Raw genomic sequence first — 18,524 nt, 5'->3', positions numbered from 1 at the left:
GCTTCCCGCCTCTCCTCCATGGCTAAACGCTCCCATAGTGTAAGGATCTGCGTATTGATGCGACAAAAGGGGCACGGTGAGCCGACGTGCCGCCGAGGTCGCCGAAGTCTCAGCGAGAGCAATCCGGCCGCGGGGCCGCTGCGAACCCTTGGTGACCGACAACCCATGGGCAGCAAGGAGTCAGCCATGAAGCTGAGGCAGAACGCGACCACCACCGTCACGCCGAGGCGCAGGTGGGCCCGGCGGCTCGCCGTCGCCGTCGGCGCCACCGGCGCCCTCGTGGTCGGCGGGATCTTCGCCGGGGGCTCGGCCGGCGCCGCGACCTTCTGCGGAAACACGCCCGCCGGTGGATACGCGTGCATCGTCGGGCAGCCGGACGGCTCGTTCACGTACTACGGCAGCAACGGGGAGATCATCTACAACTGGTGAGCCGGACCCCTGGTGGAGTGGGTTCCCGGTCCGCAGGGCCTTCTCCACCAGGGGCTTCGCGGGGGCGGGCACGTCAGGCCTTGCCGCCCGTGAACCGCTCGTACTCCCGCATGACCTCTGCCGTCGGGCCGTCCATCCGCAGCTCGCCGTGCTCCAGCCACAGGACGCGGTCGCAGGTGTCGCGGATCGACTTGTTGTTGTGGCTGACCAGGAAGACCGTGCCCGCGCGCTCGCGCAGTTCGCGGATGCGGGACTCCGAGCGCTTCTGGAAGGAGCGGTCGCCGGTGGCGAGGGCCTCGTCGATGAGGAGGACGTCGTGGTCCTTGGCGGAGCCGATGGAGAAGCGGAGGCGGGCCGCCATGCCGGAGGAGTACGTGCGCATCGGCAGGGAGATGAAGTCGCCCTTCTCGTCGATGCCGGAGAAGTCGACGATGCGCTGGTAGCGCTCGCGGATCTGGTCGCGGGACATGCCCATCGCCAGGCCGCCGAGGTGGACGTTGCGCTCGCCGGTGAGGTCGTTCATCAGGGCCGCGTTGACGCCGAGCAGGGACGGCTGGCCGTCGGTGTAGATGTGGCCGCGCTCGACGGGGAGGAGTCCGGCGACCGCCTTGAGCAGGGTGGACTTGCCGGAGCCGTTGGTGCCGATCAGGCCGATCGCCTCGCCCCGGTGGGCCGTGAAGGAGACGTTCCGAACGGCGTGGACCGTGCGTACGCCGCGCTCCTCGCCGCCCTTGCCGCGGCGGCGCAGGATGCGGCCGAGGGCGGCGGTGGCGGCGCCTCGGCCGGAGGTGGCCGTGCCGTGGACGCGGTAGACGATGTCGACCGCGTCGGCGATCACCGTGGGGGCGACCGTGGTGGGGGCGGGCTGCTCGGGCGCGGCGGCGGTGCGGTCCTCGGAGGGGCGGGCCTCCGTGGTCGCGTGAGGGCCCGGCGCGCCCGGTGCCGTCTGCTTCGTCAGGGTGTCAGCCACGTCCGTACGTCTCCTCTGCCTTCCAGAAGTAGATGAACCCGCCGACCCCGGCGAGCAGCGCCCAGCCCACCGCCCACGCCCACACGTGCGCCGGGAGTTGGCTCGCGTGGAAGCTGTCGATGAGGGCGAAGCGCATCAGGTCGATGTAGACGGCGGCCGGGTTGGACTCCAGGAGCACGGTCACCGCGTGCGGCAGGTGGCGGTCCTTCAGGACCGTGTCGATGCTCCACATCACGCCGGACGCGTACATCCACGTCCGCAGCACGAACGGCATCAGCTGCGCGATGTCCGGCGTCTTCGCCCCGAGCCGCGCCACGACGAGCGCGAGCCCCGCGTTGAACGTGAACTGCAGCGCGAGCGCGGGGATCGCGAGCAGCCAGGACGCCGTGGGCGGCACGCCGAACGCCAGCAGGATCGCCACCAGGGCGCACAGGGAGAACAGCAGTTGCTGGAGCTGTTGCAGGCAGTACGACAGGGGGAGCGAGGCGCGCGGGAAGTGCAGGGCGCGCACCAGGCCGAGGCTGCCGGAGATCGCCCGCGTGCCCGCCATCACCGACTGCTGCGTGAACGTGAACACGAAGACGCCCGTGACCAGGAACGGGACGTAGTCCGGCACCCCGTGCCTGGTGTTCATCAGGACGCCGAAGATGAAGTAGTACACGGCCGCGTTCAGGAGCGGCGTCATGATCTGCCAGAGCTGGCCGAGCTTCGCCTGGCTGTACTGCGCGGTCAGCTTGGCGGTGGCGAACGCCGTGATGAAGTGCCGCCGGTGCCACAACTGGCGTACGTAGGCGGGCAGGGAGGGGCGGGCGCCGCTGACGGTCAGGCCGTGGCGGGCGGCCAGGTCGGCGGGGGACAGGGCGGGGGCCGCGTCGGGGGACGGGGCGGAGGGCCCGGAGGGGGCTGCCGTCGCGGTGGGCGGCTTGTCGAGGAGCTGGCTCACGTCCGCTGCTTTCGCTCGGGGGGCGCGGGAAGGTCGCTCGGGGCGCGGGAGTCCGAGGGCGACGGCGATACGTACGTCGGGACGGGTCCGTATCGTCGTGACGTCGACAGTAGGGCGTCGTTACGTCGGGACGCAACCGTTTCGTCGTCACGCCCTATGCTGTCCGTATGACGACGAGCGACGGGGACGCGGGCCGCAGCGCCCGCCAGCAGGGCAAAAGGGCACCGGCCGGGGCCGCCGTGCTCCGTGAGGATGTGACCGAGGCCATCCGGGCCGCCGTCTTCGAGGAACTCGCGGCCGTCGGCTACGCCCGCATGTCCATCGAGGGCATCGCGCGCCGCGCGGGCGTCGGCAAGACCGCCGTCTACCGGCGCTGGCGCTCCAAGCTGCACCTGGTCCTCGACCTGGTGTCGGCCCTCGCCGTCCAGGGCCTGCCCACGCCCGACACCGGCTCCCTGGAGGGCGACCTGCGGCTCCTGTACGAGGTGACGTCCCGGGCCCTGCGCCACCCCGTCGCCTCCCAGGTCATCCCCGACCTCCAGGCCGAGGCCGCCCGCAACCCCGAGATGGAGGCCGCCCTGCAGAAGGCGCTCCGCGAGGGCCAGCACGGCGTCGCGAGCGGCATCGTCGCGCAGGCCGTGGCGCGCGGCGAACTGCGGGAGGGGCTGGCCGAAGCGGACGAGGAGCTGGCCCTCGACCTGATGTCGGGGCCGCTGTACTGGCGGGCGGTCGTGGTGCGCGGCGAACTGCCCAAGGGGTACCTGGGCGCGCTCGCCACGGCGACTACGGCGGCGCTCAAGGCGCTGTGAGCGGACGGGAGTTGCTTGGGCGCCGGGCGCCGGTGGTCAGGAGTGCTTCTCGCGGGTCAGCACCAGCGCCGTGATCGAGCCGATGACGGCGACACCCGTGGTGATGCTCACGGCGATCTCCGTGGCCCCGCTGAACGCGACGCTGCTGAACGCGTTGACGATGACGCCGAGGGCGAGCACGAGCCAGAGGACGGCCTTCATGGCGGGACCTTTCGGGGTGGTGGCGCAATTCCGGTGCGAGATCGACTCTGCCGTGTCGTCCGCCGCACGGCGAGGGTGCGTTCTCCCGAACCGGGGGTGCAGCCCGCTACACCCCCGGGCGGGGGTCTGCCCGCCTCTCACCGGACGGCGGTTCGCCTAGCCTGAGGGGCATGGCTCGGACGGAACTGCGGGATGCGCTGGCGCGGGCCGACCGCGCGTCCATGCAGTTGCTCATGGGCGCGGGCATGGCCCTCCTCTCGTACGTCTTCGTCGGTGTCCTGCTCTTCACCCTCGTCGCGTCGCTCATCGTGATCGGTCTGGGCGTGCTGCCCGAGACGGTCCTGCTCCTTCGCCGGATGACCGGGGCCAAGCGGCGGCAGGTCGGCCGGTGGTCGGGCACGGAGATCCGCGAGGCGTACACGCCCCTGACCGGCACGCTCGTCGAGCGGGTGCAGAAGGCCGTCAAGGACCCCGGCACCTACCGCGACCTGCGGTGGCTGGTCGTCCACTTCGTCCACGGCCTGCTCCTGCTGTACGTGGCGCTGTTGCTGTGGGTGATCGGCGCCCTGGTCGACGGGGTGTGGTGCGGGCTGCTCGGCCGCAGGGCCGTCGTGCTGCCGCTCATCGTGCGCCTCGCCGAGCTGGACACGCGCTGGTCGACGGCGCTGCTCAAGCCGTCGCCGGAGGCGGAGCGGAACGCCGAACTGGCCGAGCGCGTCGAGGAGCTGACCGTCACCCGGGCGGGCGCGGTGGCGGCGCACGGCGCCGAACTGCGCCGGATCGAACGGGACCTGCACGACGGCACCCAGGCCCGCCTCGTCTCCCTCTCGATGCGGGTCGGCCTGGCCCGGCGGGCGTACGACAAGCAGGTCGCCGCAGGACCCGGCGAGGGCCCGCAGGACCCCGACGTCATCCGCAAGCTCCTCGCCGACGCGCAGGACCAGGCCGAGGAGGCCCTGACCGAGCTGCGCCACGTCGTGCGCGGCATCCACCCGCCCGTCCTCACCGACCGCGGGCTCGCCGGCGCAGTCCGGGCCCTCGCCGCCGGCAGCGGCCTGGACGTGACCGTGCGCGACGACGGCGTCGAGGACGGGCCGCGCGCGCCCGCCGCCGTGGAGGCCGCCGCGTACTTCGTGGTCGCGGAGGCCCTGACGAACGCCGCCAAGCACAGCGGGGCGCGGCGGGCGACGGTGGAACTCACCCGTGGCGCGGCCGGGTTGCGCCTCCTCGTGAGCGACGAGGGGAGCGGCGGCGCCGACGAGTCCGGCGGCACCGGCCTGCTCGGCATGCGGCGCCGGGTCGCCGCGCTCGACGGGACCATGGAGGTGGTCAGCCCCGCCGGGGGGCCGACCCGGATCGGAGTGGAGCTGCCGTGCGTGTGGTGATCGCGGAGGACAACGCCCTGCTGCGGGAGGGGCTCGTGCTGCTCCTCACGTCCGTGGGCCACGAGGTGGCCGCCGTCGCGGCCACCGGGCCCGAGGTGCTGCCCGCGCTCCTCGAACACCGCCCCGACGTCGCCGTCCTCGACGTCCGGATGCCGCCCGGCTTCCGCGACGAGGGACTGCGCGCCGCCCTCGCGGCCCGCGAGCGACTGCCCGAGCTGCCGGTCCTCGTCCTCTCCCAGTACGTCGAGGAGACGTACGCGGCCGAGCTCCTCGGCGCCGGAGCGAGCGGCGTCGGCTATCTCCTCAAGGACCGCGTCGGCCGCGTCGACGAGTTCCTCGACGCCCTCGAACGGGTCGCCGCGGGCGGCACCGCCCTCGACCCCGAGGTCGTCACGGAACTCCTCACCCGCCGCGCCGACCCCCTCGACTCCCTCACGCCCCGCGAACGCGAGGCCCTGCACCTCATGGCCGAGGGCCGCGACAACACGACCATCGGCGCCCTCATGTCCATCTCCGACCGGGCGGTCAGCAAGCACATCGGCAACGTCTTCCTGAAGCTGGGGCTGCCGCCGAGCGACAGCGGGCACCGGCGGGTGCTCGCCGTGCTGGCCTACTTGAACAAGGGCTAGGGCTTGTCCGACGGGTCGGCGTGGAGCAAGGAGCGTGCGTGCCAGACGCCGCGCCGACCCATCGGACAGGCCCTAGGGCCCGCCTGCTCGGGCGAGGCGCCCTCACCCCGTCGGGTACCGCCCCCGCAGCGCCCGCCGCACCGGAGGCAGCGTCCCCGCCAGTGCCGTCGCCCCCACCACGCCCACGATCAGGGCCAGTTGGACCGGCGGCAGGTAGGGCAGTGCGCCCGCGAAGGACAGGCTGAAGGCGAGGAGGGGGAGCAGGGCCACCGCGAGGCCCACGGCCAGGCCGGTCAGGGCGATCGCCGCGGCCTCCGCGTGCAGCATGCGGCGCAGTTGGGCGCGGGCCGCGCCCGCCCGGCGCAGCAGGGTCAGTTCAGGGCGGCGGCCGATCGAGATCAGGGTGAGGGTGCTCAGGACGGCGACGACCGTGAAGGCCCCGATCGCCCCGACCGCCGTCACGCCGACCACCTCGCCCAGGGCCTGGTCCTCCGGCTCGACGCGGGCGGCGGCGCGGACGGCCTCGGCGCCCCGGACCACCCGCGCCCCCGGCACGGCCGCGCCGACCGCGCGTACCGCGTCCGAACCGCCGTCCGTCGCGACGAGCACCCGGGCCGCCCCGGCACCGGCGGTGTGCCGCAGCACCTCGTCCCGGGAGAGCAGGAAGTCCCCGACGCCGAGGCCCCGTTCGTACACCGCGACCACCCGCAGCCGCCCCGCGACCCCGTCGTCGAAGCGGAGCGTCACCGTCGACCCCGGCTTCGCGCCGAGGGCGCGGGCCCGGTCCGAGGAGACGGCGACCGTGCCGGGACCGAGGCCGCCGAGGCCGCCCTCGCGGACGTCGGGGTCCAGGGTGCGGGTCAGCCGCTCCGGTGTGACGCCGAGCACCGGCAGGCGTTCGAGGAGCGGCGAGCCCGCCTCCTTGCGGGCGATGACGACCGTGCTGTGGACCACCTCGGTCGCCGCGGCAACGCCGGGCGCGGAGCGGATCCGGTCGAGGGCGCCGGACGGCAGGCCGCCGTCCGCCCGCACCACCAGGTCCGCACGGGCCGCGTCCCGCGCCTGCGCCCGCGCCTCGTGCGTGAGCGTCGCGCCCGCCCCGAGCTGGACCACGGAGAACGCGGTGACCAGCACGATCGGGGTGATCGCCGCGCCCAGGCGGGCGGCGGCGGCCGTGCAGTTGGCGGCGGCGAGCCTGCCGCCGGGGCCGCCGAAGCGGCGCATGGGGGCGCCCAGGACCCGCATCGCGCCCGTCGCGATCCACGGGCCGAGCACCGCGCACGCGACGACCAGCGACACCGCCGCCGCGCTCGCCGCCGCCGCGGCGCCCTGGCCGTGCTGCGCCGCCGCCGTGCCCGCGGCGGTCACGCCGACGCCGAGCAGGACCAGGCCGGTGACGCGGCGGGGCGTACTGGGCGGCGACTCGCGCAGCGCCTCCGCCGGACGCACCTTCGCCGCGCGCGAGACGGCGAACAGGGCGGAGACGCGGGCGACGACGACCGTCACGGCGGCGGTCACGAGGGGAGCCGTCAACAGCCAGGGCGGCAGGGGCAGCCGCAGCCCGTCCGGCAGCACGCCGCGCGCGTCCAGGAGCGCCCGCAGGCCGAGGTACGCCGGTACGGCGACGACCGCGCCCACCGCCGCGGCGGCCACCGCGACCCGGCCCACCTCGCGGCCCACCGCGCCCCGCAGCTGCCGGGGCGTCGCGCCCACCGCCCGCAACAGGCCCAGCTCGTGGCCGCGTTGCCGCAGCGCCTGCGCGATCGTCGACGACACCACGAGGACGGCGATCATGACCACGGTCCCGGCGATCGCGCCGAGCGCCCCCAGCAGGGTCGCGCGGGCGGGCGCCGCCGCCAGGTGTTCCGCGGCGCCCCTGCCGTCCCCGGTGAGCACCCGCAGCCCGGCCGAGTCCCCCTCCGCCCGTTCCCCGGCGGCACGCAGCTCCGCCTTGTCCACCGCGTCCCGCACCCGCCCGTACAGCTCGCCCGCGCTCACGCCGGGCGCGGCCACGACACCGATCGCGTCGACCGTGCCCGCGCGCCCGGCCAGGTCACGGGCCCGCCCCGCGGTGAAGTACACGGCGGCGCGCGGCCCGTCGGCGACGCCCACCACGCGGTACGAGGCGTCCGCCCCGCCGACCCGGAGCGTCACCCGGTCCCCGGTACGGGCCCGGCCCGCACCCACGACGACCTCACCCGGCCCCTGCGGCGCCCGGCCGTCCCGCAGCGCGAACGGCGCAAGGCGGGCCGCGTCCCAGGGCCGCCCGACGACCGACCCGCCCCCGAGCCCCACCGGGAAGATCCGGTCGGCGACGGCCCTCTCGACCCCGTCCACCGCGCGCACCACCCCGAGCGCCTCCTCGGGCACCCGCACCCGCTCGGTAAGCCCCGCGCTCACCGTCTCAGGCTCGGACCCCCACGGCTTCGCGGTGTACCGCGTGTTCTGATCCCCGGCCACCACGAGGTCGGCCGCCGCGTACCGCTCCACGCCCGCCCGCCCGAGCGCCGCCGACGCCACGGCCAACGCGAAGGCACCGAGCAGCACGGAGGTCAACACGAGCGCGGCGAACACGGCGGCCCAGGCCTTGCGGTGGATACGGGCGGCGCGGGTGGCGAGGAGGGTGGTGACTTTGGGGGTGGGCCGGGGCCGGGATGCGGGGCCGGACGGGTGGGGTGCGGGCCCGGACGGAGTCGACTCGGGCTCGGGTGCGGGCACGGGCCCGGACGTGGGTGTGGGCCTGAGCTCGGGCGTGTACGCGGGCTCCGGCGTGGACGTGGGCGGGGACCCAGGCTCGGCCGTGGGCGCGGGTTCCGGCGTCACCTTGGGTCCGGACGTGCGCGGGGACCCGGGCTCGGGTGTGAACGGGGACCGGGGCTCGGGCGCCGATGTGGACCTGGGCCCCGGAGCGGGTGGGGGCTCGGGTTCTGGTGTGGAGCTGGACGTGGGTGGCGGTCCGGGCTCGGGTGTGGGCCCGGGCTCGGGTGTGGACGGGGGTTCGGGTTCCGGTGCGGCGCCGGACACGGGTGGCGACCCGGGTTCCGGCGGGGACGTCGACCGGCGCCCGGTCCAGGAGTCGGGCCTCCTCACGCCGCCACCGCCCCGCGTCCGAGGCGTCGCATCACCGCGTGCACCCGTTCCGCGTCCGGGTGGTGCAGGGTTGCCACCACGCGGCCCTCCGCGAGGAACACCGCCTCGTCGCACCACGCCGCCGCGGTCGGGTCGTGGGTCACCATGACGACCGTGTGGCCGTCGTGGTCCACGGCCTGGCGGAGCAGGGCGAGGACGTCGTGGGCGGTCGACGGGTCCAGGGCGCCGGTCGGCTCGTCGGCGAAGACCACGGCCGGGTCGGTCACCAGGGCGCGGGCTATCGCCACGCGCTGCTGCTGGCCGCCGGAGAGTTCGGTGGGGCGGTCGTCGGCCCGGTCGCCGAGGCCGACGGAGGACAGGGCCACGGCCGCGCGCCGGGTCGTCGCCCCGTCGGCGCCGCCCAGCATCAGGGGCAGCGCCACGTTCTCCGCGACGCTCAGCGACGGCACGAGATTGTGCGCCTGGAAGACGAAGCCGATGCGCTCCCGGCGCAGCCGCGTCAGCGCGGCCTCCTTCAGCGAGCCGAGCTCGACGCCCTCCACCCGCACCCGCCCGGACGTCGGCCGGTCGAGCCCGGCCGCGCACTGGAGCAGCGTCGTCTTGCCGGACCCCGAGGGCCCCATGACGGCGACGAACCGGCCGCGCTCCACGGCCAGATCGGTCGGGTGCAGCGCGACGACGGCCCCGCCGCGGTAGGCACGGGAGACCCCGTCGAGGGTGAGCGCGCCACCGCCGGGCGCAGCGGCGCCGGACGCGCCTCCGTCGGCCCCGACACCACCGTCGGCCTCCCACGCGCCCCCGTCGGACTCCGACGCGCCCCCGTCGGGCTGGAGCACACCCCCGTGCCCGCTCCCCACCCTCCCCACCCGCCCCGTCGTCCCCGCCCCCGCCGGACCGCGCCGCCTGAACATCCCGTACGCCCTCTCGGTGACTGTCGCGGCACGTGCCGCCCGCCACCGAGAACGCTAGGAATCCGGGGCACTCGGCCACGAGAGGGCGAGCCCCCGAGGTGGGGGTGCAGCCTGCTGCACCCCCACCGGGCCGCGGGCCCCGGGCGTGGGCGTCACGCGGGCTTGCGCAGGACCTCCACGAGGGCCGCGATGCTCTGGTCGGCGCGGCCCTCGGCCACCGCCCGCTCCAGGAGCGCGTGCATCGGCTCCAGCCAGCGCGCGTCGAGCCCGGCCTCGGCCGCGACCTCGGCCTCGTCGGCGATGCCCGCGTGGAAGATGCCGATGGACGACTGGGGGTCGTCGTAGGAGCCGCGGTCGATCTCGGTCGCGAGGTGCGGAAGGACGGAGATGATCATCTGTAGCCACTTCTCGGTGTACGGCACCAGCGTGCTCGCCTCCAGGCCGCGCGCCGTGACCAGGGCGGCGCCCTGGAAGAAGCCGAGCAGCGCGGGAAGGAGCGTGCCGCCGACCGCCGACTCGTACAGCGCCGCCAGGTCCGGCTCGGTGCCCAGGTGGACGGTGTCGCCGCCGATGACCCGCAGCGTGGCCTCGTGCTCGTCGAAGAGGGCGCGGTCGCCGCTGTAGTAGTGCAGGGTGTCGGCCCCGCCCACGGCCGCGGGGACGTTCTTGATCGCGCCGTCCAGGAACCGCGCGCCGTGCCCGGTGGCCCAGTCGGCCATCGCGCGGGCGCCGGAGGGGATACCGGAGTTGACGGTGACGAGGGTGCGTCCGGCGAGCGCGGCGGTGGCCGGTCCGAGGGCGGCGAAGGTGGCTTCGTAGGTTGTGAGGCAGGCGATCGTCAGGGGGCTCGCGGCGATCGCGTCGGCGATGTCGGGGGCGTGCGCGGCGCCCTGCTCGACGAGGGGCGCGGCCTTCCCGGGGCTGCGGTTCCAGACCGTCGTCGGGTGCCCGGCCGCGACGTACGCCGAGGCGAGCGCCGCTCCCATGGCCCCGAGTCCGACGATCGTCACAGGCGTGCGGGCATGCTCGGGCATGGATGCTCCAATGCTGGGGTGGGTGAGTCGGCCTCGCACCCCAGCCTGGATTCCGCCGTACGGATCCTCAAGTACCTACTATTTGGTGCGGTACTTACCGTTCGGTGCGTGCCTCGGGGTGCAGCCGCACCCACCCCGCCCACGCCGACTCGACCATCTCGCGCACGTCCCGCTTGGCCGACCAGCCCAGCTCCGCGGTGACGCGGTCGGCGGCGGCGACCACCCGCGCCGGGTCGCCCGCGCGCCGCCCGGCGACCGTCGCCGGGATGTCGTACCCGGTGACGTCCGCGATCAGGTCGACCATCTCGCGCACCGAAACCCCCTCGCCACGGCCGACGTTGAGCGTCAGGTCGGTGGACTCCGGCGCGCCCGCGAGGCGCCGGGCGGCGGCCACATGGGCCTCGGCGAGGTCCGAGACGTGGATGTAGTCGCGCACGCAGGTGCCGTCCGGTGTGGGGTAGTCGGCGCCGAAGATCCGCGGGGCCGCGCCCTCGGTGAGCTTCTCGAAGACCATGGGGACGAGGTTGAACACGCCGGTGTCGGCGAGGTCCGGGCTCGCCGCGCCCGCCACGTTGAAGTACCGCAGGCAGGCCGTGCGCAGGCCCGTCGCGCGGCCCGTCGCGCGGGTCAGCCACTCGCCCGCGAGCTTCGTCTCGCCGTACGGACTCATCGGCACGCAGGGCGTGTCCTCGGTGACCAGGTTCACGTCCGGCATGCCGTACACGGCGGCCGACGAGGAGAGGACGAAGGACGGCACCCCGGCGTCCGCCACCGCCTCCAGGAGGACCCTGAGTCCCTCCACGTTCTCGCGGTAGTAGCGCAGCGGCTGCTCGACCGACTCGCCGACCTGCTTCTTCGCCGCCAGGTGTACGACACCGGTGACCGCGTGGTCCCGCAGGGCGCCCGCGACCCGGTCCGCGTCGAGGGTGGAGCCGACGACGAGCGGCACCCCCTCGGGCACGCGCTCGGCGAGGCCCGACGACAGGTCGTCGTAGACCACCGTCCGCTCGCCCGCGTCCGTCATGGCGCGCACGACGTGCCCACCGATGTATCCGGCGCCGCCGGTGATCAGCCAGGTCATGGTCAGCTCGTCCCGTCGTGTCGTGTTGGCCCGGGATGTACCCCGGACATCCCGGACGTGCAGTGTCGCAGAGCCCGGGTACGGCTCACGTCAGACCCCGTACACCCGGCGTCCCCCGGCCCCGTCCGCCCGGCGCCCCCCCGCCCCGCCTCAGGCCCCGTTCGCGCGCCCGCCCGGCATCCTCCGCACCCACCGCGCGAGCCGCCGCCGCGCCACCGCCACCACCCCGCGAAGACCCGGCGCCAGCCGCACCGACAGGTTCCCCGCCTGCGTCGCGTACGGCTGGACGAGGAGCACGCCGTGCCGCCCGCCCGGCACCGCCGTGCGGCGCAGCAGGCCGGGCCCGGCCACCGCCCGCGCCGTGGTCTCGCGCGCCGTGCCGTCGCCGAACAGCAGCCGCACCCGCAGGTCCCACACGTCGCCGTCGAGCGCCGCGAGGTCCACCCGCACGTCGGCCACCCACGTCCGCCCCGGCTCCTCCGCCGTGAACGCCGCCGACCGCCGCACCCCGGGCCGCCCGTCGCCCCGGCGCGTCAGCTCCACGTCGACCACCCCCGGGCCCGCCGCCGCGACCCGGCCGTACAGCTCGTGCAGGCGCAGCCGCAGCACGCTCGCGCCCCGGCGCGGACGCAGCTCGGCGTCGACGGCGAGCGGCAGCAGGCGCAGCGGCCGGGCGAGCAGGTGCTCCAGGGTGACCTGGGGCAGGTCCGCCGACCAGACGGGCGTGTCGTCGGCGGCGCGGGCGTAGGGCGGGGCGAGCCGGGCCGGGCGGGCCGCGACCTGCTTGAGGCGGTCCAGGTCGCGCGGCTCGGCGGCGGCGAGGACGACCCGGGCGATGACGCGGCCGGGGGCGGGCGCGGCCGCGAGGTCGGCCTCGTCGAACTCGGTGAGGTAGGCGCGGGTGAGGGCCCACCACGCGCGCTGGTACTCGGGGCCGCGCTGGGGCAGCTCCTTGGTGTACATGCGCAGACCGTGGTCGAGGAACTGGGCGCGGGCCGCCCGCGCGAGCACCTTGTCGCCGTCGGCGGCGCCGCGCAGGATGTCCACGGCCTGGCGGTGCGCCGTGATCCTGGCCCGCCAGTTCTCGATGCCCGCGCGGTCGAGGGAGATCGACAGCTTGGCGGCGGTGCGCCGCACGTGCCACACGTACACGGTGTCGGGGACGAGGGCGATGCGCGGGGCCCCGGCGAGGACCCGGGCGCCGAAGACGAAGTCCTCGTAGATGAAGCGGCCTTCGGGGAAGCGGGCGGCGTGCTCGCGCAGGAAGTCCGTGCGGTAGAGCTTGTTGACGCACAGCGTGTCGTGGACGAGGCGCGGGCGCAGCTCGGGGCGGGTCACGAGCGCGGCCTTGCGGTACAGCTCCGGCTGCCAGGGCACTTCGCGCCCCGACGGCAGTTCGCGCCGCACGCACAGGCCCGACGCGACGTCGGCGCCGTGCCGCAGCGCCGCGGCGAGGAGCGCCCGCGCGCCGCCGGGGGCCAGCACGTCGTCGCTGTCCAGGAACATCAGGTACGGCAGGGTCGCCGCGTCGACGCCGTCGTTGCGCGGGGCGCCGCAGCCGCCGCTGTTGACGGCGCGCCGCACGACCCGCACCCGCCGGTCGGCGGCGGCCAGTTCCGCGAGGACGGCGGGGGTGTCGTCCGTCGAGCAGTCGTCGACCGCGATCACCTCGCCCACCACGGGGCCCTGGGCGAGCGCGGAGCGCACCGCGTCGGCGATGTGCGGGGCGTCGTCGTAGCCGATCACGACGACGGTGATCTGGGGCTCTTGAGGCGAGATGGGGTCCACAGGGGGAATTTTAGGGCTTAGTGGAAATTATCCGATTAGGGGGCTTCGTCACGGAGTGCCGGACGAGGGCTCGGACGGGGGCCCGGACGGGGTCCTGGACGGCGGCTCGGACCGGGCCAGGTGCCGCTCACCCGCGCGCCGCCCCGCCCCCCACCCGCGCCAGGATCTCCCCGGTCCGCGCGCTCCACGCCACCACCACCGCCTCCGGCGGCAGCGGCTGCTGCGGGGCCACCAGGAGCCAGCGCACGTGGTAGCGCCGGACGACGGCGGCGCGTTCGGCGGCCGGGGTGGCCGGGTCGAGGTAGGCGCGCACCTCGCTCAGGCGCTTGTTGCGCGCGGACTCCGCGAGCGACGCGTCCGGCCAGGCGGGCGCGACCAGGTTGATGCCGAACGCGGGGACGGAGCGCATGGGCCGGTAGCCGTCGGTCAGGACGACGTCGCCGCGCTGCATGTGCGCCGCCGCCCAGGCGTAGCTCGGCCAGCGCGGCGGCTGGTCGAAGCCGATCGGGTCGAGGGTGCGGGGCACGACGGCGCCCGCCTGGATCTGCACGAAGCCGACGAACGCGCCGAGCGCGGTGGCCCCGGCGAGGGCGGCGCGCCGGTTGCCCCAGGTGCGGGGCGCGGTCAGCTCGATGGCGAGGGCGAACTGGAGCGGCACGAGGGTGAGCCCGAGGATCCTGCCGTACGTGTAGTGGCCGCTGAGCCAGCCGTAGCCGACGACCGCGCAGTCCAGGGCGAACATCAGGACCAGCGGATCCGTGCGGTTCCGCCGCCAGCGCAGGAACAGCGCGGGCAGGCCGAGGGCGGCGAGCCAGAAGCGCTGCGGCATGTCGGTGTAGAGCTGGCGGTGGATCCAGTCGACGCTCGCGTCCCCGACGAGGGCGAGCGGGTTGAAGTACGGCCAGGTGGTGGCCACCGCGAGCGCGGTGAGCCCGGTGAGCACCCACCGCAGCGGCGACCGCAGCCGCGGCAGCGCGAACGCCGTCACGCCGATCACCGCCGCCACCGAGGTGATCGGATGGATCAGCAGGATCAGGCCGCACAGGGCGCCGAGGCCCGCGTACGGCCACCAGCTCCGGGGCGCCGCTGCCAGCGAACCCGCCCACGCCCAGGCCCAGAACATCAGCGCGATGCCGAACGTCGACGGATAGCCGAGGTTGCCCGTCATCGACATCAGGCCCAGGTAGCCGCTCCACCACGCCATCCGCGTGCCCCACAGCAGGACCATCGCGAACAGCGCGAGGACGGGCGCCCAGGGCCGGGGCGTGAGGACGCGCACGAAGCGGGCGATGCCGGTGAGCAGGACGAGCAGGTTCAGCGGCCCGGAGAGCTTGACGACCTGCCAGCCCGCGAGCCCCGTGGCCTTGGCGAACAGCGCCTGGGCGACGGCGTACGGCGAGTAGTAGGCGCTGCCGTCGCCCGGCAGGTCGGCCATCGGGTGCCGGGGGTGCAGCAGGTCGTCCTTGAGGCGCTCGACGACGGCCGCGTGCTGGCCGAAGTCGCAGCAGATCGGCACCCGCCAGTACGCGAGCGACATCACCAGCCAGAACAGCCCGCCGACGACCAGGTACGGACTCGGGTGCCAGCGGATCCCGAAGCCCGTGGCGGTCGCGCCGAGCCGGGCGCGCCGCCGCTGCCACGTCGTCACCCCAGGAGCCGCCGGGCTCTCCGCGGCCGGCGCGGTCGTCGTCCCCGACGTGCCGGCCGTCATCGCATCAGCCTGTCCGCGACGCGCTCCGCCGCCCGGCCGTCGTCGAGATCGCAGTAGGCCTCGCGGAACGCCGCGTACGCCTTGCGGTGCCGGGCGGAGACGGAGTCGAGGTCGCGCAGGGCGTCGACGACCTCGCCGGTGGAGGCGAGCAGCGGGCCCGGCGCGCGGGACTCGAAGTCGAGGTAGAAGCCGCGCACCGTGTCGCGGTAGTGCTCCAGGTCGTAGGCGTGGAAGAGCATCGGGCGTCCGGTGTGCGCGAAGTCGAACATCAGGGACGAGTAGTCGGTGATCAACACATCGGCGACCAGGAGGAGTTCGGCGGTGCGGGGGTGCCCGGTGACGTCGCGGACGAAGGGGGCGCGGGCGCCGGGGAGCCGCCCGGAGGTCAGCGGGTGCTTGCGCACGAGCAGCACGTGGTCGTCGCCGAGGACGGCCTCGGCGGCGCGCAGGTCGAGGGCGGGGTCGTAGCGGAAGCGGCCGGGGCCGAAGCCGAGGTGGTCGCGGTAGGTCGGGGCGTACAGGACGATCCGTTTGTCCGGCGTGAGGCCCAGTTCGCGGCGGACGCGTTCGGTGACCTTGTGGCGGTCGTCGGCGAACAGCACGTCGTTGCGCGGCGATCCGGCTTCCAGGACCTCGCCGTCGTAGGTGAGGGCGCGGCCCAGGTGCGGGGTCGCGAAGCCGCTGGGGGAGACCAGGACGTTCCACTGCGCGGCGAGGCGCGGCAGCAGGTCGAGGTGGCCGTGGTCGGCGTACAGGGTGTCCGTGAGGTCGGTGCCGATGCGCTTCAGGGGCGTGCCGTGCCAGGTCTGGACGACCGTCTGGCCCTCGCGGCGCGCGAAGAAGTCCGGCAGATGGCCCGCGGCGACGATGCGGCGGCAGCGGGCGAGCGCCCCGTACCACTCGGCGCTGTGCTCCTCCACGCCGCGCGCGCCCGCCGGGACCCGCGTCTGCTGGTCCTGCGTCACCCACAGGTGCTCGACGTCGGCGCCGCGCCGCACCAGCTCCTCGTGGACGGCGCGCGGCGAGTCGCCGTCGAAGTACAGGACGGCGTCGCGCAGGCTCTTGACCCGCTCCCTCGGATAGTGCTCCGTACGCAGCCGGTGGCGCCGGTACGCGCCGCGCTCGGTGGGCGCGAGCACCGACCCGGCGTCGATCAGGAGCCGGTCGCCGAAGCGCCGGTCGGCCGTGAACTCCCGCCCCTGGACCACCCGGTGGTCCGGCATCCCCGCCCCCACCGACGTGAGCACCCGCACCGGCACGCCCGCCCCGCCGTGCCCCACCTCCCGCAGGAACGCGTACCACCGCCCCTCCCGGAGCACCCCGCCCCCGGGTGCGACGCGGGCCAGGAACCGTCCGCCGGACAGTTCGACCGGCACGGTCACCTCGTCGTCGCGGCCGCTGTGCCGCAGCACGAGCTCGGCCGACGGCCAGCTCGCCGCGGCGGCCGTGCCCCCGACGGTGAGGGTGCCGTCGTCGGACCAGTCGACGCGGTCGGCGACGGGGCGCCGGGTGAGTTCGACGACGAGGCCGCCGCGGTCGTCGGCGGTGGCGCACAGCTCACGGCCCGGGCGGGTGGCGTAGCGGCCCGGGGGCAGGTCGAGGGCGGCCGCGAGGGGGACCGTGGTGCCGTCGGCCCGTTCGAGGACGGCCCCCCAGCGGTCGCCGTGCGGCGGCTCGACCTGCGCGGGCGCGCGGTGCGGTGCGGGCGGCACGTCCTCCAGGTCGGCGAGGCGCACGCGGGCCTCGAAGCGGTCGTCGACGAGGGCGACGGGGCAGCTGACGGCGGCGCCCGTGTCCGGGCGGGTCAGGCGCAGGGCCTTGGGCCGGGCGGCGCCGGTGTTCCCGTTCCCGGCGGGGGTGAGGGTGCCGGTGAGGATCACGTCGCCGCCGTCGGCGCGGTGGCCGTCCACCCGCGCCGCGTACTCCTGGACGCGCAGCACGAGCCGCCCCTTGCTGAAGCCGAGGACCAGGCGCAGGCCGTCGCCGAGATCGCGGGTCAGGGACTGGGTGCGGGGGCCGTCCGCCGCGCGCACGGCGGCCCTGCGCACGGTGCCGTGGCCCGCGACGACCACGCCGAGCAGCCAGTTCCCCGGCCGCCACCGGCCGCCGGACTTGAGCTGGTCGGGGTCGATCGTCATCTCGAAGCCGGACAGGTCGTAGCAGTGCAGCCGCTGCCCGGAGCGCTCGGTGGCCTCGGGCGCGGCCACGGTCCGCGTCGGCACCCGCTTGAACCGGCCCCTGCTGTGCGCCGACTTGAGCAGCCCCGCCTTCACCGACTGCCCGGGCCGCGCCGCCTCCAGGTTGCGCACATAGGCGTGGCCGCGGATCAGCAGCCGCCCCCGCTCGTCCCAGCCGGCCTCGTCGAGCCGGGCCACGGCGGGCAGTTCGCTCTGGTCGAGGCGGGTGAGGTCGCGGGGGAGCCGGTCGACGCCCGGGTAGGCCGCGTACCGGCGCAGGGAGCCGCGGACCGCGAACGCCCCCTTGCCGCCACGCCGTTCGCGGTCGAGCAGCTCGATCAGCTCACCCGTGCGCCGCTCCCGCACCAGATGCCACTTCACCCGCAGGTCCACCGGGAGCCGCCGCAGGATCGCCGGGTCGGCGGTGCGCAGGAACTCGGCGGTGTCCGCGAGGAACGCCGCACGGTACTCGGGCCCACCCATCGGCAGGCCCTCCAGGAAGTACACGAAGTCGTCGCGCAGACAGGAGACGTCGTACGTGGACTTCAGCTCCGGCGCGTGCTCGCCGAGGAAGGCGCTGACGTGCGCGCAGGCCGCGACGCGGTCGCGCACGCCCTTGACGTCGGTGCGCCGCCGCGTGATCGAGCCCTCCCGCACCCGCCAGTAGTAGACGTGGTCCTTGAGCACGTCCACGGAGGCGGCGAGGAAGTGCGCCGGGATCATCACCGGTGTGTCCTCGTACAGCCTGCCCTCGGGGAAGAGGAAGCCGTGCCGGTCCCAGAAGGAGCGCCGGAAGACCTTGTTCCAGGCGACCCGGTCGGCGAGCAGCGCCAGATCGCGGGAGATGTGGGTGCGGGTGCGCGGGGCGGTGAGCCACTGGTACTGCCAGGCCTGGGAGCGGCCGCGCTCGGTCAGGCGCCACACGTTGCCGCTGGCGAAGTCGGAGCCGCTGGCGTCCAGGCTCGCGATCATGCGGGCGTACGCGTCGTGCGGCACGATGTCGTCGCTGTCCACGAACGTCAGGTACTCGGCGGCCGGACTCGCGTGCCGCACACCGGTGTTGCGGGCCGCGCTCAGGCCCGCGTTCGGCTGCCGGACGTACACGAAGCGGGGGTCGCGGGCGGCGAAGGCGCGGGCGATGCGGGGGCTGGCGTCGGTGGAGCCGTCGTCGACGAGGACGACTTCGAGCCCGCCGGGCCCGGTGTCCCCACCGCTCCCCACCTCCCCGCCGCCCCTCGTATCCCCACCGTCAAAGGTCTGCCGGGCGATCGACTCCAGGCACTCCTCCAGGAACTCCTCGACGTTGTAGATGGGCACGACGACGCTGAGTCGGGGCTGCACGGCGAGCGGCCTTTCGTAGAAGTCG

At 75.1% G+C, this 18,524-nt stretch carries 14 protein-coding genes; 4 read left to right on the top strand and 10 right to left on the bottom strand.

The annotated features are described in order from the left end of the window. The first annotated feature begins 186 nt into the window (after nucleotides 1–186). Nucleotides 187–429: a hypothetical protein gene (locus tag AB6L24_RS39970; RefSeq protein WP_405664469.1), complete on the top strand. Its 243-nt coding sequence runs from the start codon at nucleotides 187–189 to the stop codon at nucleotides 427–429. 73 nt (nucleotides 430–502) lie between these two features. On the opposite strand, the gene AB6L24_RS39965 is transcribed toward AB6L24_RS39970, so the two are convergent. Further along, a complete protein-coding gene (locus AB6L24_RS39965) occupies nucleotides 503–1,267 on the bottom strand; it encodes an ABC transporter ATP-binding protein (protein WP_405664547.1) in 765 nt (254 codons plus the stop codon). Nucleotides 1,268–1,391: 124 nt separating this feature from the next. Continuing rightward, nucleotides 1,392–2,342 (bottom strand): ABC transporter permease, encoded by a 951-nt coding sequence (locus AB6L24_RS39960; protein ID WP_405664467.1) that lies wholly within the window; start codon nucleotides 2,340–2,342, stop codon nucleotides 1,392–1,394. Between the two features lie 167 nt (nucleotides 2,343–2,509). Between AB6L24_RS39960 and AB6L24_RS39955 the strand changes: the two genes are divergently transcribed. After that, nucleotides 2,510–3,151, top strand: coding sequence for a TetR/AcrR family transcriptional regulator (locus tag AB6L24_RS39955; protein ID WP_405664465.1), 642 nt, complete (start codon nucleotides 2,510–2,512; stop codon nucleotides 3,149–3,151). A gap of 36 nt (nucleotides 3,152–3,187) precedes the next feature. Here AB6L24_RS39955 and AB6L24_RS39950 read toward each other — a convergent pair whose 3' ends face one another. Continuing rightward, nucleotides 3,188–3,352, bottom strand: coding sequence for a hypothetical protein (locus tag AB6L24_RS39950; RefSeq protein ID WP_405664463.1), 165 nt, complete (start codon nucleotides 3,350–3,352; stop codon nucleotides 3,188–3,190). 170 nt (nucleotides 3,353–3,522) lie between these two features. Here AB6L24_RS39950 and AB6L24_RS39945 point away from each other — a divergent pair, with 170 nt between their 5' ends. Then, complete coding sequence (locus tag AB6L24_RS39945; protein ID WP_405664461.1) at nucleotides 3,523–4,737, top strand: sensor domain-containing protein; 1,215 nt, start codon at nucleotides 3,523–3,525, stop codon at nucleotides 4,735–4,737. Next, entirely contained in the window at nucleotides 4,725–5,366 is a 642-nt protein-coding gene (locus AB6L24_RS39940) for a response regulator (protein ID WP_405664459.1), read from the top strand. The genes AB6L24_RS39945 and AB6L24_RS39940 overlap by 13 nt, the downstream gene beginning before the upstream one ends. A gap of 102 nt (nucleotides 5,367–5,468) precedes the next feature. Here the strand turns inward: AB6L24_RS39940 and AB6L24_RS39935 are convergent, their stop codons facing one another. The 7 genes from AB6L24_RS39935 to AB6L24_RS39905 all read right to left on the bottom strand — a co-directional run bounded on the left by AB6L24_RS39935 (nucleotide 5,469) and on the right by AB6L24_RS39905 (nucleotide 18,499). Further along, nucleotides 5,469–8,084, bottom strand: coding sequence for an ABC transporter permease (locus tag AB6L24_RS39935; RefSeq protein WP_405664457.1), 2,616 nt, complete (start codon nucleotides 8,082–8,084; stop codon nucleotides 5,469–5,471). A gap of 368 nt (nucleotides 8,085–8,452) precedes the next feature. Continuing rightward, complete coding sequence (locus AB6L24_RS39930; protein WP_405664455.1) at nucleotides 8,453–9,292, bottom strand: ABC transporter ATP-binding protein; 840 nt, start codon at nucleotides 9,290–9,292, stop codon at nucleotides 8,453–8,455. 227 nt (nucleotides 9,293–9,519) lie between these two features. Beyond that, the gene (locus AB6L24_RS39925) at nucleotides 9,520–10,401 is read right to left on the bottom strand and encodes an NAD(P)-dependent oxidoreductase (protein WP_405664453.1); all 882 of its coding nucleotides are present in this window, start codon (nucleotides 10,399–10,401) and stop codon (nucleotides 9,520–9,522) included. Nucleotides 10,402–10,495: 94 nt separating this feature from the next. Further along, a complete protein-coding gene (gene galE / locus AB6L24_RS39920) occupies nucleotides 10,496–11,482 on the bottom strand; it encodes a UDP-glucose 4-epimerase GalE (protein ID WP_405664451.1) in 987 nt (328 codons plus the stop codon). A 150-nt stretch (nucleotides 11,483–11,632) separates the two neighbouring features. Then, complete coding sequence (locus AB6L24_RS39915; protein WP_405664545.1) at nucleotides 11,633–13,261, bottom strand: glycosyltransferase family 2 protein; 1,629 nt, start codon at nucleotides 13,259–13,261, stop codon at nucleotides 11,633–11,635. Nucleotides 13,262–13,397: 136 nt separating this feature from the next. Continuing rightward, nucleotides 13,398–14,981: a hypothetical protein gene (locus AB6L24_RS39910; RefSeq protein ID WP_405664449.1), complete on the bottom strand. Its 1,584-nt coding sequence runs from the start codon at nucleotides 14,979–14,981 to the stop codon at nucleotides 13,398–13,400. Next, the gene (locus AB6L24_RS39905) at nucleotides 14,978–18,499 is read right to left on the bottom strand and encodes a CDP-glycerol glycerophosphotransferase family protein (protein ID WP_405664543.1); all 3,522 of its coding nucleotides are present in this window, start codon (nucleotides 18,497–18,499) and stop codon (nucleotides 14,978–14,980) included. Before AB6L24_RS39905 ends, AB6L24_RS39910 begins: the two co-directional genes overlap by 4 nt. Nucleotides 18,500–18,524: the final 25 nt, after the last annotated feature.

It is taken from the genome of Streptomyces sp. RK9 (assembly GCF_045070545.1).
In the GTDB taxonomy this organism is placed as follows: Bacteria; Actinomycetota; Actinomycetes; order Streptomycetales; family Streptomycetaceae; genus Streptomyces; species Streptomyces alboflavus.
Note: the sequence above shows the minus strand (reverse complement) of the source record. Positions and strands in the feature narration are given on the sequence as shown.